Consider the following 22,305-nt stretch of genomic DNA (forward strand, 5'->3'; position numbering starts at 1 on the left):
CAAACGGAAGGGGGAATTTCCAAATTCAGTACGCGATCCGCGCGTCCCGGGCATCCCCCAATGCAACTCGCCGGAGGATAGCGCAGGGGTCACTCGGAATGTCCACCACAAGAAAAGGATTGAGACGCGGCAAAAGCGGACTCTCCTCTTCGGTTGTCTCATGATCCGAGATCGAACCTTTTCCGATCCGTTAAGTGCGTGCTACCGTCCGTGGCGTGATCGAGAATGGCCTCTCAGGCGCAGAGATCGAGCAGGAGATTCGAGACATCTGGAGGGGGTTGTTCGGTGTCGACGTAGGTCCTGATGACAACTTCTTCGACCTTGGCGGCGACTCGTTGAAGGTGGTGGACGTCGTCGCGGCCGCTCGAAAGCGGGGGATCACTTTCCGCAGTTCGGCGGTGTTCAGAAACCCGACGCCGTCTCTGCTGGCGTCCAGCCTGACCAGGGATGATGCCAGGTGACCCAGCAGGAGTTGCCCAACGGTATGACGGTGCACGGGCTGAACCGCAATGAGACCGAGTATCTCTACAAGGAAATCTTCGAGGACGAGGTTTATACGCCGGGCGACGGTTTCGGTTTTCCGGAACGGCCCGTTGTCTGTGATGTGGGCGCCAACATAGGAATGTTCGCTCTGTTCATGGCGGCGAAGTTCCCGGAAGCCCGGATCTTCTCCTTCGAGCCGGTGCCGCGCACGTTCGACGCATTGCGGAAGAACGCCGGTGGTGTGCCGAACGTGTCCGTCTTCAACATGGCCCTCGGGGACACCGCGCAAACCCGTGAGCTGACCTTTTACCCGCAGTACTCGATGATGTCGGGCTTCGACGCCGATCCGGAGGTCGACCGGGCCTTGGTCAAGTCGTACATCGGGAACATCGCGGAAACACTCGACGAAGACCGCCGGGATTTGCTGCTGGAAGAGGCGGACGAACTGATCGGCGAGCGCTTCGACACGGTGGAGCGGGTGCCCGTCCGGATCGACCGACTGGAGACGGTCGCCGCCGACCTCGGCATCGACCGCATCGACTTCCTGAAGATCGACGTCGAGGGCTTCGAGGTGAAGGTCCTTCAGGGCATCGGCGACGCGCTGTGGTCCCGCATCGGCCGGGCCGCCGTCGAGGTCGAGGACGACAACGGCGAACTGGCCGAGGTCACCGAGCTGTTCGCCGCGCACGGCATGGAGACCGTGGTCGAGCAGCCGGCCGAGTACCGCGGCACCAGCGTCTACACCGTCTTCGCCACCCGCCCGGCCGGAGTCGCGCCATGACCCCGGCCGGCGCGAGCGGCGCCACGGTGTTCGCGCTGCCCACGGCCTGGCGCCCGGCGCCCGGATCCGACCCGGCACCCGGGACGGCCGTCGTCGAGCACGCCGATCTCGCCGACGGGCTGGACGCGCTCGCCGGGATCTGCGGCACCGACCTGCCGACGGTGCTGCTGGCCGCCCACATCAAAGTGCTGGGCATGCTGGGCGAGGCGGACGAGCGGTGCGCCGAGGTCGCGGACGGTGCCGGGGTGCGGCACGTCGCCGTGGTCCGGTCGGCGGCCACCTGGCAGGAGCTGGTGTTACGCGTCGCCAAGGCGGAGCGGCCGGTGGCCGGGTCGGCCGACGAGGTGACGTACGGCGAACGCGCGCTGTTCACCGCCGGGGCGGAGGCCGGCGGTGAGCACGGCGGGCGGGACGGGAGTGCCGAACGGTCCGGGGGTGGCGGGAGTGTCGAGCGGTCCAGGTACGGCCTGCGCGTTCACGCGGGTGAACGTCGGCTGACGTTCACCGCAGCCCTCGCGCCGCCGTACCTCGCCCGCCTCGCCTCGATGCACCGCGAGGTCCTGCGGGCCATGGCGGCCGACCCCGACGGCGACGCGCTCGCCGCCCGCCTCGACCCGGACGAGCGGCGGGCGGTGCTCGGCGACTGGAGCACCGGGCCGCGGGTCGACCGGGGCAACGGCACCGTCGTCGAGCGGATCGAGGCCCAGGCCGCCACGACGCCCGACGCGATCGCCGTCAAGGTCGCCGGCGCCGGGACGACGTACCGGGAACTCGACGAGCGGGCCAACCGCATCGCCCGCCGCCTGACCGGGCTCGGCGCCCGTCCCGACGCCCTGGTCGGCGTCTGCCTGCGCCGCACCGCCGATCTGCTGCCCGCGCTGCTCGGCGTGTGGAAGTCCGGCGCCGGCTATCTCCCGCTCGACCCGGCCCTGCCCGCCGAGCGGCTGCGGCACATGATCGCCGCCGCCGGATGTGAGCTGGTGCTCACCGAGTCCGCCCATCTGCCGGCCCTGGAACCGCCGGCCGGCGGCGACGTCGTCCTCCTGGACCGGGAACGGGAGTCGATCGAGGCGCTGCCCGCGACACCCCTCGACCGCACGACGGATCCGCGCTCCCTCGCCTACGTCATCTACACCTCGGGCTCCACCGGCAACCCCAAGGGCGTGATGGTGGAGCACGCCGGCCTCGCCAACTACCTGCTGTGGACGGCCGAGACCTACGCGGCCCGCGGCACCGGCGGCTCCCCGGTGTTCTCGTCGATCTCCTTCGACCTGGGCATGCCCAGCCTGTTCGCCCCGCTGCTGACCGGGCAGCCCGTCCATCTGCTGCCCGACCCGCTGGACACCGCCGACCTCGGCGACGAGCTCGCGGCCGGGGCGCCGTACAGCTTCATCAAGATGACGCCCGGCCATCTCGACCTGCTGAGCTACGACCTGACCCCCGAGGAGATCCACTCGCTCGCCGGTCTCGTCATCGCCGCGGGCGACGCGTTCACCAGCGAACTGGCACGGCGCTGGCTGGAGTTCGCCGGGCCCGGCGGCACCCCGGTGGCCACCGAGTACGGGCCCACCGAGATCACCGTCGGCAACTCCGGGGAGACGCTCGCCGAGCCGCCCGCCACCGAGCTGATCCCACTGGGCGCCCCCATTCCCAACACCACCATGTACGTCCTCACCGACCGACTCGAACCCGTGCCCGTCGGCGTCCCCGGCGAGGTGTACATCGGCGGCACGGGCGTGGCCCGCGGCTACCTGGACCGCCCCGGCCTGACCGCCGAGAGGTTCCTGCCCGACCCGTACGGCGCTCCCGGATCCTGTCTCTACCGCACCGGCGACCGGGCCCGGTGGCGGGCCGACGGCTCGCTGGAGTTCCTCGGCCGGGTCGACCACCAGGTCAAGATCCGCGGGTTCCGGGTCGAACTCGGCGAGATCCAGGCCCGGTTGCGCGAGCACGCGGACGTCGCCGAGGCCGTCGTCATCGCGGTCGGCCCGGTCCGCTCCCGCTCCCTCGCGGCCTATGTGATCCCCGCCGAGGGAGCGCCGATGGACGCCACCGGACTCCGGGACCACCTGGCGGCCGCACTGCCCGCCTACATGCTCCCCGCGCACTTCGTCGCCATCGACCAGGTGCCGCTGACGACCAACGGAAAGGTCGACACCCGCGTGCTGCAGGGCCTGCTCTGACCGCGGCGTGTCCCGTCCGTACCTCACGAGAGGCGAACAACGTGTCCATCGCTGACATATCGGCCGGGTCGGGGACGTCCCACGAGACGGCCGGACCGAAGGAAGGGGCCGAGCCCCGGTCCGGGTCGGAGGCCGACGACACGGCCGGGTACGGGGTCGAGGTGCAAGACGCGGCGGGGCCCGGGTACGGGGTCGAGGTGCAAGACGCGGCGGGGCCCGGGTACGGGGTCGAGGTGCAAGACGCGGCCGGGCCCGGGTACGGGGTCGAGGTCCATGACGCGGCGGGGCCCGGGTACGGGGTCGAGGTGCAAGACGCGGCCGAGTGCCGCCCCGGTGCCGGGAGCGAGCTTCCCGTCCGGCTGGAGCTCACCGGTGCGGAGCGTGCCGCCGTGCGCGACCTGGCCGAGCAACTCACCCGGGTCGCCCCGGGCCTGATCGACGCACATGCCTGGGTGGCCGAGGCTCGCCGGCTGAGCTGCCGGCTGCCCCTGCGGCTGCTGGAGCGCATCCGCCAGTACCGCAGCGACCCCGGCCCCGACGGCATGCTGTGCCTGGCCAACCTGCCGGTCGAGGACGGGCTGCTGCCCGAGACGCCGGCCGTGGCGGACTCGGTCGAGCGGGACGCCACCGTGCCGTCGGCCGTCGCGATGCTGATCGGGCAGCAGCTCGGCGAGGTCATCGCCTACCGCGACGAGAAGTACGGGGCGCTGGTGCAGAACGTCGTACCGGTGCCCTCGCTCGCCGCCTCCCAGAGCAACGGCGGTTCCGTACCGCTGGAGTTCCACATCGAGAACGCCTTCCACCCGCACCGGCCGCACTACGTCGGCCTGCTGTGCCTGCGCTCCGACCACGAGGGGACGGCCGGTACCCAGATCTGCTCGGTCCGCCGGGTCCTCGGCCTGATCGACGAGGCCGACCGCAAGATCCTGGAGGCGCCCCGCTTCGTGACCGAGGCACCGCCGTCCTTCCGCTCCGCCGAGCGCACCGAGGCCCACCCGGTCCTCGTCGGCAGCCCCGAGGACCCCGACATCCGCGTGGACTTCAACGCCACGGTCGCCCTCGACGAGGAGGCCGCCGGCGCCCTGGTCCGGCTGCGCGAGACCATGACGGACGCCTCCGAGTCGGTGGTGCTGCGCCCCGGCGAGCTGGTCTTCGTCGACAACCGCCTGGTCCTGCACGGCCGTACGAACTTCGTCCCCCGCTACGACGGCCGGGACCGCTGGCTGCACCGCATCTTCGTCCACCTGGACAACCGCCTCACCCGGGCGCACCGGGCGGGCAACGGTCCGGTGCTGGTCTGAGCGGGCCACCGACAACCGACGGACGGCACATGGAGAGCAGCAGCGTGACGACAGCAGACGTGAACGACGCGCCCGGGGCGGGCGCGGGGGATACCGACGAGACGTTCGTCGTGGTCGTCAACGACGAGGGCCGGCATTCCCTCTGGTGGCCCGGTCGAACGGTGCCCGCGGGCTGGCGCGTGGCGTCGGACCCCGGCAGCCGGCAGGAGGTCCTAACCCTGATCGAGGAGCGCTGGACCGGACTGCGGACCCGGCCCCGGCTCGCCCAGGGGGACCCGCGGTGAGCGCCCGCCCCACCCTGGTCCTGGTGGACGCCCTCACCACGGGCGCCATGCTGGCGCGCGCGGCCGCCGCCGACCACCGCGTGGTGCATGTGCGTTCGCGCGCACAACTGCCGGAGACCTTCGCCGCGAGCCTGCCCACCGAGGTCTTCGCGGAGGACCTCATGTATGCGGGCCGGGCACAGGAGGTGCTCGCCCGGCTGCGGGCGCAGGCACCGGTCGCCGTGATCGCCGCCAGCGAGTTCGGCGTGGAGGTCGCCGACGAACTCGCCTCGCGACTCGGACTGCGCGGCAACGACCCCGCGCTGTCCACGGCCCGGCGCGACAAGTCCCGCATGATGGACGTGCTCGCGGCGGCCGGCGTGCCGACCCCGCGCCAGCTGCGCGGCAGCGATCTCCCGGAACTGCTGGACTGGCGCCGCGCTCAGGGCCTTCAGCGGGTGGTCGTCAAACCGCTGGACAGCGCCGGCTCCGAGGACGTGTACACCTGCGACACCGAGCAGGAGGTGGCCGCGGCACTGCGGGCGGCCCTCGGCAAGACCAACCTGATGCTGTGCGCCAACGAGGCGGTGCTGATCCAGGAGCACCTGGCCGGGGACGAGTACGTCGTCAACAGCGTGAGCAGGGACGGCAAGCACTGGTTCACCGACGCGTGGATCAGCCGCAAGCAGGTCACCTCCGGCAAGCGGCTCGTCTACGACCACGAGGACCTGCTGCCGCCGGACGCGCCCGTGCTCGACGAGATCCTCGGCTATGCCGGCCGGGTGCTCGACGGCCTCGGCATCGCCCACGGCCCGGCCCACACCGAGCTCATCCGCACCCCGCACGGGCCGCGCCTGCTGGAGACCGGCGCCCGCCTGTCCGGCCTCGCCAACCCGCCCGCGCTCCAGCGCTGCACCGGCGCGGACCAGGTCACCCTGACCCTCGACAGCCACACCTCGCGGGCGACGGCACTGCACGCCCGCCCCCGGCGCTACGTCCGCCACGAGTCGGCCCGCTGCGTCAACCTCCTCGCCCACCGCGAGGTGCCCCTGCAGACGCACGCGCTGCGGGCGGCCCTGGAGCAGCTCCCCGCCTTCGAGAGCGTCCGCTTCCGCAAGGCCGACGGCACCCCGACCCGTCCGACCGTCGACCTCAACTCCTCGCCCGGCGTGGTGTTCCTGGTGCACCGGGACCCGGAGGAGATCGAGAGCAGCTACAAGATGCTGCGGGCCGTGGAACGGGAGTTGCTGTGAGGGCGGGGCCGACGAGCACGCCGGGATCCGTGGTGAGGAGGCAGGCCGTATGCCCGTGAGTCCGGAGAGCTTCCGGGAGTTGTTCGGCTCCTTCCCGGCGCAGGTGGCGATCATCACGGCGGTCGGCGCGGACGGCCGGCCGCGCGGATTCACCTGCACGACCACGTGCGCGGTGTCGGCGGCCCCGCCCCTGCTGCTGATCTGCGTGGACGAGAACTCCCAGACGCTGCCCGCGATCCTGGCCGGCCGCGGCTTCGTGGCGAACGTCCTCGCGGCGCCCGGGGAGGAGGCGTCGAGGATCTTCGCCGGCAAGGCGGGTGACAAGTTCGACCGGGTGGCGTGGGAGCCGTCGCGCAGGGCGGGCGGCGCCCCGATCCTCACGGACGTCGTGCTGGCGTACGCGGAGTGCCGGGTGGTGCAGACCGTGACCGCGGGCGACCACCGGATCATCGTCGGCGAGGTCGAGGGCAGCGCGGTCTTCCCGCGCGAGCCGCTGCTGTACGGCAAGGGCGAGTACCACGCCTGGCCGGTCGTCCCGGTGGCCGTGGGCACGGGCGCGAGAGCGGGAGCCTGAGCCGGGTGCTCGCCGCCGGTTCCGCCCGCGTGACACCGGCCCCGCGCCGTACGGTCGGTGCGGTCTGCGTTTCTCAGTCGGTCGTCGGCCGGGTGCGGCGGGCGTAGGCGCGGGCCGGGTGGGCTCGGTCGCGTGATACCGGCCCCGCGCCGTACGGTCGGTGTGGTCCGCGTTTCTCAGTCGGTCGTCGCTCGGGTGCGGCGGGCGTAGGCGCGGGCCGCGCGGGCTCGGTCGCCGCAGCGGGTGGAGCACCAGTGGCGGCGGCCGTGGCGGAGCAGGTAGCGGTTGCAGGGGGCCGAGCCGCAGGCCGTGAGGCGTTCGGCGTCGGCGGAGGTGAGCAGGTCGGCGGCGTCGGCAGCGAGGGTCGCCAGCGCGTGGTCGACGATCGCGGTGGTGGGGTGCGTCGCGGCCCGGTAGGGGCCGTCCTTCTCGTCCCACCCGAGCAGCGGAGCGGTCGGCACCCTGGTCAGCGCGTCGTTGACGGCGGTCAGCGCGGCCGGCAGTGCGGGCAGCGCCGCGACCCGCGAGTCGAACAGCGACCGGACCTGCTCGCGCAGCGACCGCAGCTGCGCCGCGCACATCTCCCGCATCCCGGCGTCGACGGGAGCCAGCCCGCGCTCCACGAGCCAGTCGTTCGCCGCGGTTGGAGTGCCGAGCTGATCCACGAAGTGTCCGCCCGGCAGCGCGATCACGCTGTTGACGAGGGCGAGCGACGGGTACTGCTCCGCGCCCGGCGCGGGCGGCAACGGCGGCTCGACGTTCTCGTTCATGGCTCTCATGGTACGGAGTCCAGCGATCCGTGAGGCGTCCCCAGCCCGGCGCGGCCCGGGGGGAGAGGAGACGCCGGGCGACGCCCCCGCAGCGCTGCATCGCCCCCACCCTTCAGACCCTGACGCCCGGCATCGAGCGGCTCGTGGCCGAGGGGCGCATGGCACGCGTACCGATGGACGTCCCGTTCTTCGCCGTCGTCCCTCCTGTCTCCGGCATGGTGGAGGTGCCGCCGGCCCGCCGCCCGGGCAGACCCAGACCTGTGCCCGCCTCGCCGAGCGGCTCACGGCCGCGGCCGAGACGCTCGCGGCGCTGGTGGTCAACGTGCGGCCGGCGAAGGGGCCCGTACCGCGGGGCCGAGCCCCCTGGCCCAGGGTCAGGAACCCGCGGAGTGCGGGCCGACGCCGAGGACGTCGAGCATCGCCCGGGTCGCCGGGCTGGGGTTGAAGCGGCTCCACACCAGGTACTCCAGGCGATGCGGCCCGTCGAGCACGCGGACCAGCGCCAGTTCGGGATCGCCGGCCGCCAGCGGACGGACGTACGCCGACGGCAGCAGCGCGATGCCGAGCCCGCGCGCGACCAGCCGGGAGATCAGTTCGACGACCCCGGCCTCATAGGCGACGTCGCGGACCAGACCCGCGGCGGCGAAGGCGCGGTCGGACTGGGCGCGGGCGGGCGTGCCGGCCGCGAAGTCCACGAAGGTCTCCCCGGCGATCTCCTCCAGCGTGACCCGGTCCGCGCCCGCGAGCCGGTGCCCGGCCGGCACGACCAGGGCGTGCTCGTCGTGATCGAGGACGAGGGTCTCCACGCCGGACGGCCGCTCGCCCTCCGGCAGCCCGAGGAAGGCGATGTCCAGCTCGCCGTCCCGCACCGCCGCGGCCAGCTCGTCGCTGCGCCCGGAACGCAGCACGACATGCACGTCCGGGTACCGCGCGCGATACCGCTGCAGCAGGTCCGGTACGTCCACCGCGGCCGTCGTCACGATCACACCGACGGCGAGCCGGCCCCGTACGGCACCGGTCGCGGCGGCGGCGTCGGCGACCGCGCGGTCGGCGGCGGCCAGGCACTCGCGCGCCGCGGCCACGAACGCCACCCCGGCACTGGTCGGCTCGACACGGCGGCTGGAGCGGGCGAACAGCTTGACCCCGAGCTCCCGTTCCAGACCGGCGATGCGATGGCTGAGGGACGACTGCACCACGAAGCAGCGCTCCGCGGCGCGCGTGAAGTTGCGGGTTTCGGCCACGGCCACGACGTAGCGCATCTGCTGGAGATCCACGGATCCATGATTCTGATTCATGGCTGTGATGACAACCATGTGTTGGAGTCATGAGGCCGGTCTGCGGAGACTGCTTCTCATGCATCCCACGACCGAGCGGCCATCGGGCCCGCCGCGGACCTCCCGCGCGCTGCCGATCGCAACCGTCGCACTGACCGCCCTCGCCCCCGCGGCCTGGGGCACCACCTACGCCGTGACCACGGAACTCCTGCCGCCCGGCCATCCGATGTTCGCCGGGCTCGTCCGCGCCCTGCCCGCCGGGCTGCTCGCCCTGGCGATCACCCGCGTGCTGCCGCGCGGCGCCTGGTGGTGGAAGGCCGGCGTCCTCGGCGCGCTCAACATCGGCACCCTGTTCCCGCTGCTGTTCCTGGCCGCCGAACGGCTCCCCGGCGGCGTCGCCGCCACCCTCGGCGCCGCCCAGCCGCTGCTGGTCGCCGGGCTCGCGATCGCTGCGCTGCATGTCAGACCGACGGTCTGGCGATGGGCCTGGGGCGTGCTCGGCGTGGCCGGGGTCGGGCTCGTCGTGCTCGGCCCGGAGGCCCGGCTGGACGCGGTCGGAGTGCTCGCCGGACTCGGCGGTACGACCGCGATGGCCTGCGGCACCGTCCTCACCAAGCGCTGGGGGCGACCCGCGGGCGTCGGCCCCCTGACCCTGGCCGGCTGGCAACTGACCGTGGGCGGTCTGCTGTTGCTTCCGCTCACCCTGGTGATCGAGGGCGTGCCGCAGCGGATCGACGCCGGGGCGGCGGCCGGCTACCTGTGGCTCGGCAGCGTGGGCGGGCTGATCGCGTACACGCTGTGGTTCCGCGGCATCGGAAAGCTGTCGGTGGGCGCGTCGGCACCGCTGGTGCTGCTGTCCCCCCTGATCGCGACAGTCATCGGCACGGCCCTTGGCGAGTCCCTGAGCCTGCCCCAGTCCCTCGGCTTCGTCCTCGCTCTGGCCGCATTGCTGGCAGCGCAGTTCGAGTCCGCGGCGGGGGTGTTGCGGATGCCGGCGCGTGGAGCGCGGGGCCGGCGCCGGGGGCCGGAAGGGGCACGTGAAGGGGGGCCGGTTCCGGGGGTGCCGGTTCGGGATGCGGGCGTTCGGGATGCGGGCGTTCGGGATGAGCGGGTTGGAGAGGGGTGGGTTCGGTGACGGGGGGTTCGGCGACGGGAGGTTCGGTGAAAGAGGCGGCGGCGAAAGGGGCTTCGCTGGAGGGGACTTCGCTGGAGGGGACTTCGGTGGAGGGGGTTTCGTTAGAGGGGACTTCGGTGGATGAGGCTCTGGTGGAGGGGCCTTTGACGGCAGCGAGTTCGGTGACCACGGCGGTGCTTTCCCCAACGCTGTTCCGGACTACCGAGGTCACGGCCGCGCCGCCCATGACGATCGCCGTGCTCGGCGCCACCGGCATGGTCGGCAGCCGGGTGATCGCCGAGGCGGTGGCACGCGGCCACCGAGTGCTCGCCATGTCCCGGAAGCCCGGGGACGGCGACCCGAACGTCACGCCGGTCGCGGTCGACGTCGGCGACCCGGAGGCGGTACGCGAGGCACTCGCGGGCACAGCCGCGACCGGCACCATCACGATCGGCTCGGCCGGGACCAGTGCCACCACTAGCGGCTCCGCCGGGACCACTTGCACCACGAGCGGCACAGCCGCGACAGGCGCCACCACGATCAGCCCCGTCCCGACCGGCGCCACTGCGAAGGGCGTCACCGCGACCGGCACCACCTCGCCCCGCCCCGTCCCGACCGGCGCCACTGCGAAGGGCGTCACCGCGACCGGCACCACCTCGCCCCGCCCCGTTGCGACCGGCACCACCCTGCCCCGCCCTGTTGGGACCGGCACCACCCCGCCCCGCCCCCCGGACGCCGTCGTCCTCTCCGTGCGGACCTTCCCGGCCGACCGGGAGTTCCTGGTCGGCGCCACCCGTACGGTGCTGGACGCCGCCGCGCGGCTCGGTACACGGGTCCTCGTGGTCGGCGGGGCCGGCGCCCTGCACAGTCCCGGTGACCCCGACCTGCCGGTGGCCGAGAACCCTGCGTACGTGCCGGACGAGTACCGGGCCGTGGCGCTCGCCGGCACGGCACAGTTGCGGACCTGTGAGGCCCACGCCGACGCCGACTGGGTCTACCTCAGCCCGCCGGCCGTACTCGAACCGGGCGAGCGGACCGGCCGCTACCGGCGCGGCACCGACACCCTGCTCATGGACTCGGACGGCGGCCGGTCGTGGATCAGCGCGGAGGACCTGGCCGTGGCGGTGGTCGACGAGGTCGAGAACCCCGGCGCGGAGCGCCACATCACGGTCGTCCACCTGCCGTCGACGTGAGTGTCGACACGGTGGTCTTCATAGGCCGGAGGCGGCCCACACCACCGCGCTGACGGCTGTCAGGCACCTCCCCCCGCCGATCATTCGAAGATCCCGTCGACCGGCTCGCCGGCCTGCATCGCCCGGCGGAGGTCGGCGCGGGCCTGCTCGTCGGCGGCGGAACGGGGCCGGTCGCCGCATCCGGCGGCGTCGATGGTGGCCACCGCGTAGCCGCACGCCGCGGGGTGCCGGGCCCGGGCCACCAGTCGGCCGTCCTTCTTGGGCAGCCGTTGTTGTGGGCCATGAGGATCAGCGGGACCGGTGCGGCGGACACGGGTGTCCACAGGGTGCCGGGGATCTCACCGAGGGTGAATTCGCGTTCGAGGGCGCCGTCGTCGAGGCGCTGCTCAGAAGTGAACTGCATGGTCGTGCCCTTTCGGGAGTGCGCTGGAACGGCGCTCCCGGACGACCTATCGCCCGACCGCGACCCCGGAGGGGAGCACCCACGTCGATACTGCGTTCACGGGTACCACCTCCTCGCCCTCCGGCACGGCCGCCGAAAACGTAGCAACGGCCGCCACACCCCGCCAACGGGTTTTCACGGCGCCACTTGAAAAGGCGCCCCATGACGAAGGCGGGATCCGAAGATCCCGCCGGAGTGCAGTGAGAAAACCGGATCAGGGCCACACCAGGCAATAAGGCTGATGCCCCGCCTCATGCAACCGATGGCTGAAGTCCTGCCACTCGTGCAGCAGTTGGTACACGTTGAACGCATCCCGCGGGCCGCCCCGGTCCGGCACCGTCGACCAGATGAAGGCGGCCGCGCCGACCGCTTCCTCTCCTATGCCCCGCAGCGGGTCGACGACCGTCATCGGCAGCTTGACGACCGCGTAGTCGGGGTGCAGGACGACAAGCTCCAGCGGCGGCACCTTGTGCAGGGGCACGCCCTCGATGCCGGTCAGCACCATCGCCGCCATGGTCTCCGGCTTGATCTTGGTGAACATGCCGTTCATGCCGAGCTCGTCGCCGCCCAGCTCCTCGGGGCGCATGGAGATGGGGACGCGGGCAGCGGTGGCGCCGTCCGGCGCGCCGAAGTACTTGTACGTCACCCCCACCCGACCACCATTCCTGCTCCCCGCCCGGAGACGGTCGACCTGGCCGTCGATCCGCCGGTCGAACGGCTCATGCTCACTCGGTACACCCGGTACACCCGTTGCGTCTGGCATACCTGGTACAACGTGTCCCTGGCGTGCTTCGTTCGAATCCTCCGCGTCGCGCCGGTGCTTTCCCCGCCGGGCACGTCGAGGACCCAGGTCATCAGTCCCCTCGCCCAGTCCGCCACCGCGATGCATATCTCCACCCGACTGCTTTTCTAGGACGCGCAGGCCCCGCCGCGCAACCCGATCATCGTGTCAGTGACCTCCCCCACGGCCGCCCGCCGAAACGTGCGCTGAAACACCTGTCCGCGGGATCTTTTCAGTCCCCGATCACCACGCCCCGCATGAGCTGTGTGTATCACGTCCAGTCTCGCAGATTCCCGGAGAGGTGACGGCGGGTGAACCAAGGGCGCCAGGGGTGCGGGAGGACGGGACGACCGCTCCCCGCGCCGGTAGCGCCCCGCGGGCGTCGCCGACCGCTGGCCTACCCTGAGGAGGTCACTGGCAACCGGAGTCCGAGATCATCGGAGTAGGTCAGAGAAGGTCGGAGTAGTCGCAGGCCATGAGCGAAGCGCCCTCTTCAGGAACGCCCTATCCATACGATGCGCCTGCCTCGCAGGCGCTGTTCGACCGTGCGGCCGCCGTCACGCCGGGCGGCGTGAACTCCCCGGTGCGCGCCTTCCGCGCCGTGGGCGGTACGCCCCGGTTCATGGTGTCCGGCACCGGTCCGTACCTGACCGACGCGGACGGGCGGGACTACGTCGACCTCGTCTGCTCCTGGGGACCCATGATCCTCGGGCACTCCCACCCGGACGTGCTCGCCGCCGTCCAGGACGCCGTCTCCCGCGGCACGTCCTTCGGCACGCCCGGTGAGGGCGAGGTCGCGCTCGCGGAGGAGATGGTCGACCGGATCGAGCCGCTGGAGCAGGTGCGGCTGGTCTCCAGCGGTACCGAGGCCACCATGTCGGCCATCCGGCTCGCCCGCGGGTTCACCCGGCGGACCAAGGTGATCAAGTTCGCCGGCTGCTACCACGGGCACGTCGACTCGCTGCTGGCCGCCGCCGGCTCGGGTGTGGCCACCTTCGCCCTGCCCGACACGCCCGGTGTCACCGGCGCCCAGGCCGGCGACACCATCGTGCTGCCGTACAACGACCTGGAGTCCGTGCACGAGGCCTTCCACCGGCACCCCGGCGAGATCGCCTGCGTCATCACCGAGGCCTCGCCCGGCAACATGGGCGTCGTCCCGCCGCTGCCCGGCTTCAACGAGGGGCTGCGGGACGCCTGCCACAAGAACGGCGCCCTGTACATCTCCGACGAGGTCATGACCGGCTTCCGCACCAGCCGCGCCGGCTGGTACGGCGTCGACGGGGTCAGGCCCGACCTCATGACGTTCGGCAAGGTGATGGGCGGCGGCTTCCCGGCCGCGGCCTTCGGCGGGCGCGCCGATGTGATGGCCCACCTCGCCCCGGCCGGCCCCGTCTACCAGGCGGGCACCCTGTCCGGGAACCCGATCGCCACCGCCGCGGGCCTCGCCCAGCTGCGGCTCCTCGACGAGGCCGCCTACGAGAAGATCGACGCGGTGTCGCGGACCGTCCAGACCCTCGTCACCGAGGCCCTCACCAAGGAAGGCGTCGCCCACCGGCTGCAGAACGCCTCCAACATGTTCTCGGTGTTCTTCACCGACCGTGAGGTCCGCAACTACGAGGACGCCAAGCGGCAGGAGTCCTTCCGCTTCACCGCGTTCTTCCACTCGATGCTGGCGCAGGGCGTCTATCTGCCGCCCTCGTCCTTCGAGTCCTGGTTCGTGTCCACGGCACACGGCGAGCAGGCGGTCCAGCGCATCGCCGACGCCCTCCCGGCGGCGGCCCGAGCGGCGGCGGAGGCCACGGCGGAATGAGCGACGACATCAACAAGAACGAGAACGACATCGACAAGAACGACGACGACATCGACAAGAACGACAGTGACGTCACCGTCGTCCACGTGCTGCGGCACGGCGAGGTGGCCAACCCGGACGGGATCCTCTACGGCCGGCTCGCGGGCTACCACCTCTCAGAGCTCGGGCGGCAGATGGCCGACCGGGTCGCCGAGCACCTCGCCCCCCGTGACATCACCCATGTGTGCGCCTCCCCGCTGGAGCGGGCGCAGGAGACGGCGACGCCGATCGCCAAGGCGCACGGGCTCGACCTCGCGACCGACGAGCGGCTCATCGAGGCCGGCAACGTCTTCCAGGGCAAGACCTTCGGTGTCGGCGACGGCGCGCTGAAGAAGCCCGCGAACTGGAAGCACCTGGTCAACCCGTTCCGGCCGTCCTGGGGCGAGCCGTACGTCGACCAGGTCGTGCGCATGATGGGCGCGCTGGACGCCGCCAAGGACGCCGCCCGCGGGCACGAGGCCGTGCTGGTCAGTCATCAGCTGCCGATCTGGATCGTGCGCAGCCATGTCGAGCGGCGCCGGCTGTGGCACGACCCGCGCAAGCGGCAGTGCACCCTCGCGTCCCTGACGACCTTCACGTACCAGGGCGACAGCATCGTGTCCGTCGGCTACACCGAGCCCGCCATCGATCTCGTGCCCGCCCATCTCCGCGCCGGCGCCCAGCCGGTGAAGGGGAAGGACAAGGCTTTCGGCGCTTAAGACGCGTTTGTGACATTTGTTTCGAATCCTCCGTGATCCGGAGGAACCTCCTCGTTCGTCGTGCCCTCTGACTGGGTGACCACCAGAGCAAGCACGACGGACGGGGCAGCAATGCGCAACTTCAGCCGAAGGGGAGCCATCGGACTCGGCGCCGGAGCGGCCGCCGGCCTCGGACTCGCAGGGTGCGGCACCCTCACCTCGTCAGACGGTTCGAACGGGTCATCGGGTTCCGGGAACGGCTCGGCGAACAAGCCGGGCACCCAGACCGGCCGCGCCCGCCCCATAGGCGACGGCTCGACCTCCTTCACCGGCAAGCAGCCGAACCAGCCCGCGAAGCCGGAGCCGCTGGAGCCGGGCCAGGAGCCGCCGCAGTTCGTCATCTTCTCCTGGGACGGCGCCGGCGAGGTCGGCAACGGTCTCTTCCCGCGCTTCCTCGACCTCGCCAAGGAGCACGAGGCGCACATGACCTTCTTCCTCTCGGGGCTGTATCTGCTGCCCGAGAGCAAGAAGCGGCTCTACGACCCGCCGAACAACCCGCGCGGCGCCTCCGACATCGGCTACCTCACCGACGACCACATCAAGCAGACGCTCAAGGGTGTCCGGCGCGCCTGGCTCGAAGGTCATGAGATAGGCACCCACTTCAACGGCCACTTCTGCGGCGGCACCGGCACCGTCGGCAACTGGACCCCGAAGCAGTGGCACAGCGAGATAGACCAGGCCAAGTCCTTCGTCAAGGAGTGGCGCACGAACTCCGGGTGGACCGATCTGCCCTCGCTGCCCTTCGACTACGACAAGGAGCTCGTCGGCGGCCGTACGCCCTGCCTGCTCGGCCAGGACAACCTGCTGCCCACCGCCAAGGAACTGGGCTGGCGCTACGACGCCTCCTCGCCCGGCGGCCGTCAGGTGTGGCCGGACAGGAAGCAGGGGCTGTGGGACCTGCCGTTGCAGCAGATACCTTTCCCCGGCCGCAGCTTCGAGGTCCTGTCGATGGACTACAACATGCTCGCCAACCAGTCGGTCAACTCGACGAACGCGCCCAGCCACAACTACCCGGCCTGGCGCGAGCAGTCGGCGCAGGCGTACATACAGGGGTTCAAGCGGGCATTCGAGACGAACCGCGCACCTTTCTTCATAGGCAACCACTTCGAGCAGTGGAACGGCGGCATCTACATGGACGCCGTCGAGGAGGCCCTGAAGCACATCGCGCGGGAGAAGGAGAAGAGTGCGGACGTCCGACTCGTCTCCTTCCGGCAGTTCGTGGACTGGATGGACGTACAGAAGCCAGACATTCTGGACAAGTTGCGCACTCTGGGGGTCGGGCAGGAGCCCGCGGGAGGCTGGGGTGCCTTTCTGAAAGGCGGCCCCACCGGCTCCTCCGGGGATGCCCAGAACGCCGCCTGAAATGCGGGTTCACATCCCGCAGGGGGGTGCGCAAGATCCCCGGAACGGACATGCGAAACTTTTCACATGAGTGCCGCCCGTCGCGCCAGTAGCCGTACCGCCCTGCTCGCCGCCACCGCCGCAGCCGCGGCGCTGGTGCTGTCCGCGTGCAGTTCGGGAGGCGTTTCCGGCGGGGGTGGTGACACCAACTTCATCATGGGCAAGGACGGCATCTCCACCGTCGAGAGGGGTAAGCGCCATCCGGCCCCGGACCTGTCCGGCAAGACCATCGACGACAAGCAGCTCGCGGTTTCCTCCTTCAAGGGCAAGGTCGTCGTCCTGAACGTCTGGGGATCCTGGTGCGCCCCCTGTCGCGCCGAGGCGCCCAATTTCGAGAAGGTGTACAAGGACCTCAAGGCGCGGGGCGTGCAGTTCGTCGGCCTCAACGTCGCCGACCCGCAGGTCAACAACGCCCGTGCCTTCGAGAAGGAGTTCGGCGTCACGTACCCGAGCCTGTACGACCCGAGCAGCAAGCTGATGCTCCGCTTCGGGAAGGGCACGCTCAACCCGCAGGCGATCCCCTCCACGCTGGTTCTCGACCGGGACGGGAAGATCGCGGCTCGCTCCCTGGCCGCGCTCAGCGAGGAGAAGCTGCGCTCCATGATCACTCCCGTCCTCGCGGAGAAGTGACGTGAGCACAGTCGCCACGCTCGCCGCGGCCACAGATCCGAACCAGACCGTGCTGAGCGGCGCTCTGCTGCTCGCTCTGCCCGTCGCGCTGCTCGGCGGCCTCGTCTCCTTCTTCTCTCCGTGCGTCCTGCCGCTGGTCCCCGGATACCTCTCCTACGTGACCGGGGTCACGGGCACGGACCTGGCCGAGGCCCGGCGCGGACGGATGGTCGCGGGCGCCTCCCTGTTCGTGCTCGGCTTCACCGCCGTGTTCGTCTCCAGCGGGGCACTGTTCGGCTACTTCGGTGACAGCCTGCAGGAGCACAAGGACGTCCTGTCCAAGGTGCTGGGCACACTCATGATCGTCATGGGCGTCTTCTTCATGGGCCTGATGCCATGGATGACCCAGCGCGAATTCCGCATCCACACGCGGCCTGTGACCGGGCTGGTCGGCGCGCCTTTCCTCGGCGCTCTGTTCGGCATCGGCTGGACGCCCTGCATCGGTCCGACCCTGACGTCCGTGATCGCGCTTTCCTACAACGAGGCCAGCGCGGGTCGCGGCGCCATACTGACGGTTGCCTACTGCCTCGGCCTCGGTGCGCCGTTCGTGGTCGCGGCGGTCGCCTTCCGCAAGGCGCTCGGTGCGTTCGGCTGGGTCAAGCGGCACTATGCCTGGGTGATGCGGATCGGCGGCACGATGATGATCGTGACCGGTGTGCTGCTGTTGACGGGTATCTGGGACAGCCTCGTCCGGGACATGCAGTCCTGGTCCGCCGGTTTCACTGTGGGGATCTGATCGATGAGCAACACGACCGACAAGGCCGCCCCGGTCGCGCCCGAGGGGCAGGACCAGGACCTGGGCGCCGCCGGCTCCCAGCTCTCCACCGCCCCCGGGACCGACAAGGCCGCCCCGGTCGCGCCCGAGGGGCAGGACCAGGACCTGGGCGCCGCCGGCTCCCAGCTCTCCACCGCCCCCGCCGAGGACGCCCCCAATCTGCCGTCGCTCGGTGTCATCGGCTGGGCCCGCTGGTTCTGGCGGCAGCTCACCTCGATGCGGGTCGCGCTGCTCCTGCTCCTGCTCCTGTCGCTCGGCGCCATCCCCGGCTCGCTCATCCCGCAGACCGGCATCGACGAGACTCAGGTCGCCGAGTTCCGCAAGGCCCACGGGACGCTCGCCCCGATCTACGACAAGCTCGGTCTCTTCAACGTGTACAGCTCGGTGTGGTTCTCCGCGATCTACATCCTGCTGTTCGTCTCCCTCATCGGCTGCATCCTGCCCCGCACCTGGCAGTTCGTGGGTCAGCTGCGCGGCCGTCCGCCGGGCGCGCCCAAGCGGCTGACCCGGCTGCCGGCCTACACCACGTGGCGTACCGAGGCCGAACCGGAGCAGGTGCGCGAGGCGGCGCTGGCGTTGCTGAAGCGGCGCCGCTTCCGCGCTCACCTCGCCGGTGACGCCGTCGCCGCGGAGAAGGGCTATCTGCGCGAGGTCGGCAACCTCGCCTTCCATGTCGCTCTCATCGTGATGCTGGTCGCGTTCGCCTGGGGTCAGCTCTTCAAGTCCGAGGGCAACAAGCTCCTCGTCGAGGGCAATGGGTTCTCCAACACTCTGATCTCCTACGACGACTTCAAGTCGGGCAATCTCTTCACCACGGATGATCTGACGCCGTACAGCTTCAGCCTGAACGACTTCACCGGCACTTACGAGGTCTCCGGCCCCAACAAGGGCACTCCACGTACCTACCAGGCATCCCTCACCTACTCCGAGGGTGCCTACGGCAAGGACAAGAAGACGATCGTCAAGGTCAACCACCCGCTGGCAATCGGCGACTCGAAGGTCTACCTCACGGCCCACGGCTACGCCCCCGTCATCACGGTCCGGGACGGCAGGGGCAAGGTCGTGTTCCACGATGCCGTCCCCTTGCTGCCTCTCGACGGCAACGTCACGTCCACCGGTGTCGTCAAGGTCCTCGATGGCTACAAGAACGCCAAGGGCGTCAGGGAACAGCTCGGCATCTCGGCCTTCCTCCTGCCGACCTACACCAAGGGCAGTGAGACGGCCTCGACGTTCCCGGCACTGCTGAACCCTGTGCTGAACCTGGCGCCGTACTACGGCGACCTCGGCGTCGATTCGGGAATCCCGCAGAGCGTGTACCAGCTCGACAAGTCGCACATGAAGGAGTTCAAGGACTCCAAGGGCAAGCAGCTCAGGGAGAACCTGAAGCCGGGCGAGACCATGAAACTTCCGAACGGTGCCGGCTCGGTCACCTACGAGGGCACCAAGGAGTGGGCGAACTTCCAGATGACGCAGCAGCCCGGCAGCGGCTGGGCGCTCGCCGGTTCCCTCGCCGCGATCTTCGGCCTCGCCGCCTCCCTGTTCATCCAGCGCCGCCGCGTGTGGGTGCGGGCCGCCACCGGCAGCGACGGCGTCACGGTCGTCGAGATGGCCGGCCTCGGCCGCAGCGAGTCCGCCAAGGTGCCCGAGGAACTCGGCGACCTCGCCGGGATCCTCTACGAGCAGGCGCCGGGCGTTCCCGATGCCGACGACGACCCCGCAGAATCCGAAGCCTCCCCCGACCCCCAAGTCGTACCTGCCGAAGGGGCTGAGAAGTGACTCTCGCCGCCGCAACCGATCTGGCCGCCGCCACCAACGAGAACCTGGCCGGCATGAGCAACACGCTGATCTACTCGTCGATGGCCGTCTACACCCTGGCCTTCTTCGCGTACATCGCCGAATGGCTCCTCGGCAGCCGCAGCAAGGTCGGCCGCACGGCCGCCGCGCTCACCCCGGCCAAGGCCGCCAAGGCCGCGGCGCCCGCCGTCACCGTCAAGAAGGGCGGCTCGACCGCCGTACTGGAGCGGCCGAAGGTCGTCGTGCGGGCCACGGCCGGGCAGCGGGACGTGCCGGACGGGCCCGGCGCGCACGGCGGGGACGAGCAGGGCGACCTCTACGGGCGTATCGCCATCTCCCTCACCGTCCTCGCCTTCCTGGTCGAGTTCGGCGGTGTGCTCACGCGGGCCCTGTCGGTGCAGCGGGCGCCGTGGGGCAACATGTACGAGTTCAACATCACCTTCTCCACGGTCGCCGTCGGTGTGTACCTGGCGCTGCTCGCGCTGAAGAAGAACGTGCGCTGGCTCGGGCTGTTCCTGATCACCACGGTCCTCCTCGATCTCGGCCTCGCCGTCACTGTCTTGTACACCGCCAGCGACCAGTTGGTTCCCGCCCTTCACTCGTACTGGCTGTACATCCACGTCTCCACGGCGATCTTCTGCGGCGCGGTGTTCTACGTCGGAGCCGTCTCCACGCTGCTGTACCTCTTCAAGGACAGCTACGAGAACAAGCTGGCGAACGGCGGCAAGCCGGGCCGCTTCGCGAACTCCGTCCTGGACCGGCTGCCCGCCTCGGCGTCCCTGGACAAGTTCTCCTACCGCGTCAACGCCGCCGTCTTCCCGCTGTGGACGTTCACGATCATCGCGGGCGCCATCTGGGCGGGCGACGCCTGGGGCCGCTACTGGGGCTGGGACCCCAAGGAGACCTGGTCCTTCATCACCTGGGTCGCCTACGCCTGCTACCTGCACGCCCGCGCCACGGCCGGCTGGAAGGGCCGCAAGGCCGCCTACCTGGCCCTCATCGCCTTCGGCTGCTGGCTGTTCAACTACTACGGGGTCAACATCTTCGTGTCGGGTAAGCACTCCTACGCGGGCGTGTAGCGGCCCAGAGCGTCGACCCGGGTCAGCGTCTGAGAGCGGCGCGAATCCTCTGCCGGCAGAGGATGGCTGGTCGGCGCTGGCCGCTGCAGACGGACTCCGGTCCTTGTCGGATCCCGACGACGCCCTCCGACTGCGGCTCCACATCCTGGCGCGCCTGGACAGTGCCGGGAATCGACGGTCACGGCCCGGGGTCCGGGCCGCCGAATACGCGTGGAAAACGGGCGTCCTATCCGCTTCGCTTTCGAGCCGACAGGGAGACGGGCGCTGTCCTGCGATTCACCTATGCATTGCCGGGTGACAGAGAAGTGGGATCGCGCTGGCCGACTCGATTTGATTTTCCGGTCGATATCCTGAAATGGAAATGCTGGAGTACCCGCCAGGACAGCGGGTACTCCAGCACGGTTGAGGGGCCTCGCTACGACGTGACCGAGTAGACGTTGGAGCAAGTCAAGCCGGCGGCGTTGCTGCCGATGCAGACCCAGAAGTTGTAAGGCTTGTCCTCACTGAGGTCTCCGCCGACGTTCTTCGTGAACGGGGAGCTCTTGCCGAACGTTCCGGCCTCGCGAACGGGGTTTGTGCCCAGGTACGCGCCGATGCCGTAGCCGTCGGCAGCGGAGTCGTGGGCCGTAAGGGTGTCGCCGTTCGCCGTCCACTTCCCGTATCCGGCGTACTTGTTGTTGAGGTAGACGTCGATCTCGCGTGAGCCGTCGCTCAGCTTGGGGCCGACATCGAACCTGACCCCGGAAGGTCCGGCGGCGGCGGTTCCAGCGCCTATGGAAAGGACCAGCCCAGCCGTGGCTACAGCGGTTCCCAGAACGTGCGCGGACTTTCTGCCCAGAGAGATTTTCATTCCCAGCCGTTTCGATGCGAAAGCATTGGTCGCTCAAGATCGTAATCGAACTTATGCCCCAGTGCTAGCGAATATTGTGGCCTGGAAGGTCAGGCAATGATTGGTTTGCCGGGAATTGGGTGAAAATGCACTGAGGGGGTGAGTGGTGCATCTGGGATGACGGCGTCGGGTACTCAACTCGCGGCCCTCCTCGCGGCCCTCCTCGCGGCCCTCCTCGTGAAGCGGGGCCAGGGCATCGGCAACACGGCGATCCTGGGCCGGGCCCTGGTCGACCGCGCAGGTCAGCGGCCCCAAGGGGTGCACATCGCGCCCGGCGGGGTCAGGCTGGTGTCATGACCGGTTCGATAGAGCAGGGCATCAGCCAGACCCACGGGAACACCCACATCCTGCACTTCCTGGTACGGCTTCCCCGGCCCATGGACGCGGTTTGGCCGTGCCTCGCCACCCCGGAAGGGCTCACGTCCTGGTGCAGTCCGGTCGACATCCTCGAACCGCGCCTCGGCGGCGAGGTCGATCTGCGCGACTTCGGCCGCGGGGAGATCACCGCCTGGGACGTGGACCGGGTCGCCGAGTACACGGTGGAGGGCGGCCGGATCCGGTTCCACCTGGAACGGGACGGCGAGACGGGCGCCGCCCTCCGCTTCACCCACGAGTTCCAGGGCGAGGCGGAGACGGAGCAGCGCTGGCGGGCCCGCTTCGAGCGGCTGATCGAGGTGCTGGAGGACGGCTCCTGAAGGGC

22 protein-coding genes and 2 pseudogenes are annotated in these 22,305 nt (G+C 70.4%); 19 read left to right on the top strand and 5 right to left on the bottom strand.

Annotated features, from left to right (window positions below; genetic code table 11):
- The first annotated feature begins 215 nt into the window (after positions 1 to 215).
- From AC3ETA_RS14590 to AC3ETA_RS14620, 7 genes are read left to right on the top strand one after another with little or no spacing between them, the layout of a single operon-like run.
- The gene (locus tag AC3ETA_RS14590) at positions 216 to 461 is read left to right on the top strand and encodes a phosphopantetheine-binding protein (RefSeq protein WP_163016846.1); all 246 of its coding nucleotides are present in this window, start codon (positions 216 to 218) and stop codon (positions 459 to 461) included.
- The gene (locus AC3ETA_RS14595) at positions 458 to 1,264 is read left to right on the top strand and encodes an FkbM family methyltransferase (RefSeq protein WP_432193309.1); all 807 of its coding nucleotides are present in this window, start codon (positions 458 to 460) and stop codon (positions 1,262 to 1,264) included. Before AC3ETA_RS14590 ends, AC3ETA_RS14595 begins: the two co-directional genes overlap by 4 nt.
- Positions 1,261 to 3,447: an amino acid adenylation domain-containing protein gene (locus AC3ETA_RS14600; RefSeq protein WP_432193310.1), complete on the top strand. Its 2,187-nt coding sequence runs from the start codon at positions 1,261 to 1,263 to the stop codon at positions 3,445 to 3,447. The genes AC3ETA_RS14595 and AC3ETA_RS14600 overlap by 4 nt, the downstream gene beginning before the upstream one ends.
- A gap of 41 nt (positions 3,448 to 3,488) precedes the next feature.
- Positions 3,489 to 4,748 carry a TauD/TfdA family dioxygenase gene (locus AC3ETA_RS14605; protein ID WP_432193311.1) on the top strand — a complete coding sequence of 420 codons (1,260 nt, stop codon included), beginning with the start codon at positions 3,489 to 3,491 and terminating at the stop codon, positions 4,746 to 4,748.
- Positions 4,749 to 4,792: 44 nt separating this feature from the next.
- A complete protein-coding gene (locus AC3ETA_RS14610) occupies positions 4,793 to 5,032 on the top strand; it encodes an MbtH family NRPS accessory protein (RefSeq protein WP_432193312.1) in 240 nt (79 codons plus the stop codon).
- Positions 5,029 to 6,264, top strand: coding sequence for an ATP-grasp domain-containing protein (locus AC3ETA_RS14615; RefSeq protein ID WP_432193313.1), 1,236 nt, complete (start codon positions 5,029 to 5,031; stop codon positions 6,262 to 6,264). Before AC3ETA_RS14610 ends, AC3ETA_RS14615 begins: the two co-directional genes overlap by 4 nt.
- Before the next feature lie 49 nt (positions 6,265 to 6,313).
- The gene (locus AC3ETA_RS14620; protein ID WP_432193314.1) at positions 6,314 to 6,838 is read left to right on the top strand and encodes a flavin reductase family protein; all 525 of its coding nucleotides are present in this window, start codon (positions 6,314 to 6,316) and stop codon (positions 6,836 to 6,838) included.
- A 176-nt stretch (positions 6,839 to 7,014) separates the two neighbouring features.
- Here the strand turns inward: AC3ETA_RS14620 and AC3ETA_RS14625 are convergent, their stop codons facing one another.
- Entirely contained in the window at positions 7,015 to 7,617 is a 603-nt protein-coding gene (locus AC3ETA_RS14625) for an ABATE domain-containing protein (protein ID WP_432193315.1), read from the bottom strand.
- Positions 7,618 to 7,982: 365 nt separating this feature from the next.
- Positions 7,983 to 8,882 (bottom strand): LysR family transcriptional regulator, encoded by a 900-nt coding sequence (locus AC3ETA_RS14630; protein ID WP_432193424.1) that lies wholly within the window; start codon positions 8,880 to 8,882, stop codon positions 7,983 to 7,985.
- 79 nt (positions 8,883 to 8,961) lie between these two features.
- On the opposite strand from AC3ETA_RS14630, the gene AC3ETA_RS14635 reads away from it, so the two are divergent.
- The 3 genes and pseudogenes from AC3ETA_RS14635 (at position 8,962) to AC3ETA_RS14645 (ending at position 11,189) form a co-directional block, all read left to right on the top strand.
- Positions 8,962 to 10,017 carry an EamA family transporter gene (locus AC3ETA_RS14635; protein WP_432193316.1) on the top strand — a complete coding sequence of 352 codons (1,056 nt, stop codon included), beginning with the start codon at positions 8,962 to 8,964 and terminating at the stop codon, positions 10,015 to 10,017.
- A gap of 224 nt (positions 10,018 to 10,241) precedes the next feature.
- A pseudogene (locus AC3ETA_RS14640) lies at positions 10,242 to 10,466 on the top strand (NAD(P)H-binding protein); the annotation flags it as partial.
- A 69-nt stretch (positions 10,467 to 10,535) separates the two neighbouring features.
- A complete protein-coding gene (locus tag AC3ETA_RS14645; protein ID WP_432193425.1) occupies positions 10,536 to 11,189 on the top strand; it encodes an NAD(P)-dependent oxidoreductase in 654 nt (217 codons plus the stop codon).
- A gap of 83 nt (positions 11,190 to 11,272) precedes the next feature.
- Here the strand turns inward: AC3ETA_RS14645 and AC3ETA_RS14650 are convergent.
- Both AC3ETA_RS14650 and AC3ETA_RS14655 read right to left on the bottom strand, forming a co-directional pair.
- A pseudogene (locus tag AC3ETA_RS14650) lies at positions 11,273 to 11,592 on the bottom strand (alpha/beta hydrolase family protein); the annotation flags it as partial.
- Between the two features lie 253 nt (positions 11,593 to 11,845).
- On the bottom strand, positions 11,846 to 12,283 hold the full coding sequence (locus AC3ETA_RS14655) for a hypothetical protein (RefSeq protein ID WP_003974483.1): 438 nt from the start codon (positions 12,281 to 12,283) through the stop codon (positions 11,846 to 11,848).
- A 604-nt stretch (positions 12,284 to 12,887) separates the two neighbouring features.
- Here AC3ETA_RS14655 and hemL point away from each other — a divergent pair.
- The 7 genes from hemL to ccsB all read left to right on the top strand — a co-directional run bounded on the left by hemL (position 12,888) and on the right by ccsB (position 20,716).
- Positions 12,888 to 14,222, top strand: a complete 1,335-nt coding sequence (hemL, locus tag AC3ETA_RS14660) for a glutamate-1-semialdehyde 2,1-aminomutase (protein ID WP_432193317.1) — start codon at positions 12,888 to 12,890, stop codon at positions 14,220 to 14,222.
- A complete protein-coding gene (locus AC3ETA_RS14665) occupies positions 14,219 to 14,959 on the top strand; it encodes a histidine phosphatase family protein (RefSeq protein WP_432193318.1) in 741 nt (246 codons plus the stop codon). The genes hemL and AC3ETA_RS14665 overlap by 4 nt, the downstream gene beginning before the upstream one ends.
- A 111-nt stretch (positions 14,960 to 15,070) precedes the next feature.
- Entirely contained in the window at positions 15,071 to 16,360 is a 1,290-nt protein-coding gene (locus tag AC3ETA_RS14670; RefSeq protein ID WP_432193319.1) for a polysaccharide deacetylase family protein, read from the top strand.
- Between the two features lie 66 nt (positions 16,361 to 16,426).
- Positions 16,427 to 17,029 carry a TlpA family protein disulfide reductase gene (locus tag AC3ETA_RS14675; protein ID WP_432193320.1) on the top strand — a complete coding sequence of 201 codons (603 nt, stop codon included), beginning with the start codon at positions 16,427 to 16,429 and terminating at the stop codon, positions 17,027 to 17,029.
- Between the two features lies 1 nt (position 17,030).
- Entirely contained in the window at positions 17,031 to 17,804 is a 774-nt protein-coding gene (locus tag AC3ETA_RS14680) for a cytochrome c biogenesis CcdA family protein (protein ID WP_432193321.1), read from the top strand.
- 3 nt (positions 17,805 to 17,807) lie between these two features.
- The gene (gene resB / locus AC3ETA_RS14685; protein ID WP_432193322.1) at positions 17,808 to 19,619 is read left to right on the top strand and encodes a cytochrome c biogenesis protein ResB; all 1,812 of its coding nucleotides are present in this window, start codon (positions 17,808 to 17,810) and stop codon (positions 19,617 to 19,619) included.
- On the top strand, positions 19,616 to 20,716 hold the full coding sequence (ccsB, locus tag AC3ETA_RS14690; RefSeq protein ID WP_432193323.1) for a c-type cytochrome biogenesis protein CcsB: 1,101 nt from the start codon (positions 19,616 to 19,618) through the stop codon (positions 20,714 to 20,716). Before resB ends, ccsB begins: the two co-directional genes overlap by 4 nt.
- A 415-nt stretch (positions 20,717 to 21,131) precedes the next feature.
- Here the strand turns inward: ccsB and AC3ETA_RS14695 are convergent, their stop codons facing one another.
- Positions 21,132 to 21,566, bottom strand: a complete 435-nt coding sequence (locus tag AC3ETA_RS14695) for a hypothetical protein (RefSeq protein ID WP_432193324.1) — start codon at positions 21,564 to 21,566, stop codon at positions 21,132 to 21,134.
- Between the two features lie 138 nt (positions 21,567 to 21,704).
- On the opposite strand from AC3ETA_RS14695, the gene AC3ETA_RS14700 reads away from it, so the two are divergent.
- Both AC3ETA_RS14700 and AC3ETA_RS14705 read left to right on the top strand, forming a co-directional pair.
- Complete coding sequence (locus AC3ETA_RS14700) at positions 21,705 to 21,902, top strand: hypothetical protein (RefSeq protein ID WP_432193325.1); 198 nt, start codon at positions 21,705 to 21,707, stop codon at positions 21,900 to 21,902.
- Positions 21,899 to 22,300 carry an SRPBCC family protein gene (locus AC3ETA_RS14705; protein ID WP_432193326.1) on the top strand — a complete coding sequence of 134 codons (402 nt, stop codon included), beginning with the start codon at positions 21,899 to 21,901 and terminating at the stop codon, positions 22,298 to 22,300. Before AC3ETA_RS14700 ends, AC3ETA_RS14705 begins: the two co-directional genes overlap by 4 nt.
- The last annotated feature ends 5 nt before the right edge of the window (positions 22,301 to 22,305 follow it).

The organism is Streptomyces sp. bgisy027 (assembly GCF_057710365.1).

Bases quoted from the DNA above. Each gene is read 5' to 3' on its own strand.
- AC3ETA_RS14675 (WP_432193320.1), top strand. From the start codon at position 16,427: ATGAGTGCCGCCCGTCGCGCCAGTAGCCGTACCGCCCTGCTCGCCGCC.
- AC3ETA_RS14670 (WP_432193319.1), top strand. From the start codon at position 15,071: ATGCGCAACTTCAGCCGAAGGGGAGCCATCGGACTCGGCGCCGGAGCG.
- AC3ETA_RS14635 (WP_432193316.1), top strand. From the start codon at position 8,962: ATGCATCCCACGACCGAGCGGCCATCGGGCCCGCCGCGGACCTCCCGC.
- AC3ETA_RS14705 (WP_432193326.1), top strand. From the start codon at position 21,899: ATGACCGGTTCGATAGAGCAGGGCATCAGCCAGACCCACGGGAACACC.
- AC3ETA_RS14665 (WP_432193318.1), top strand. From the start codon at position 14,219: ATGAGCGACGACATCAACAAGAACGAGAACGACATCGACAAGAACGAC.
- AC3ETA_RS14600 (WP_432193310.1), top strand. From the start codon at position 1,261: ATGACCCCGGCCGGCGCGAGCGGCGCCACGGTGTTCGCGCTGCCCACG.
- AC3ETA_RS14695 (WP_432193324.1), bottom strand. From the start codon at position 21,566: ATGAAAATCTCTCTGGGCAGAAAGTCCGCGCACGTTCTGGGAACCGCT.
- AC3ETA_RS14625 (WP_432193315.1), bottom strand. From the start codon at position 7,617: ATGAGAGCCATGAACGAGAACGTCGAGCCGCCGTTGCCGCCCGCGCCG.
- hemL (WP_432193317.1), top strand. From the start codon at position 12,888: ATGAGCGAAGCGCCCTCTTCAGGAACGCCCTATCCATACGATGCGCCT.
- resB (WP_432193322.1), top strand. From the start codon at position 17,808: ATGAGCAACACGACCGACAAGGCCGCCCCGGTCGCGCCCGAGGGGCAG.
- AC3ETA_RS14620 (WP_432193314.1), top strand. From the start codon at position 6,314: ATGCCCGTGAGTCCGGAGAGCTTCCGGGAGTTGTTCGGCTCCTTCCCG.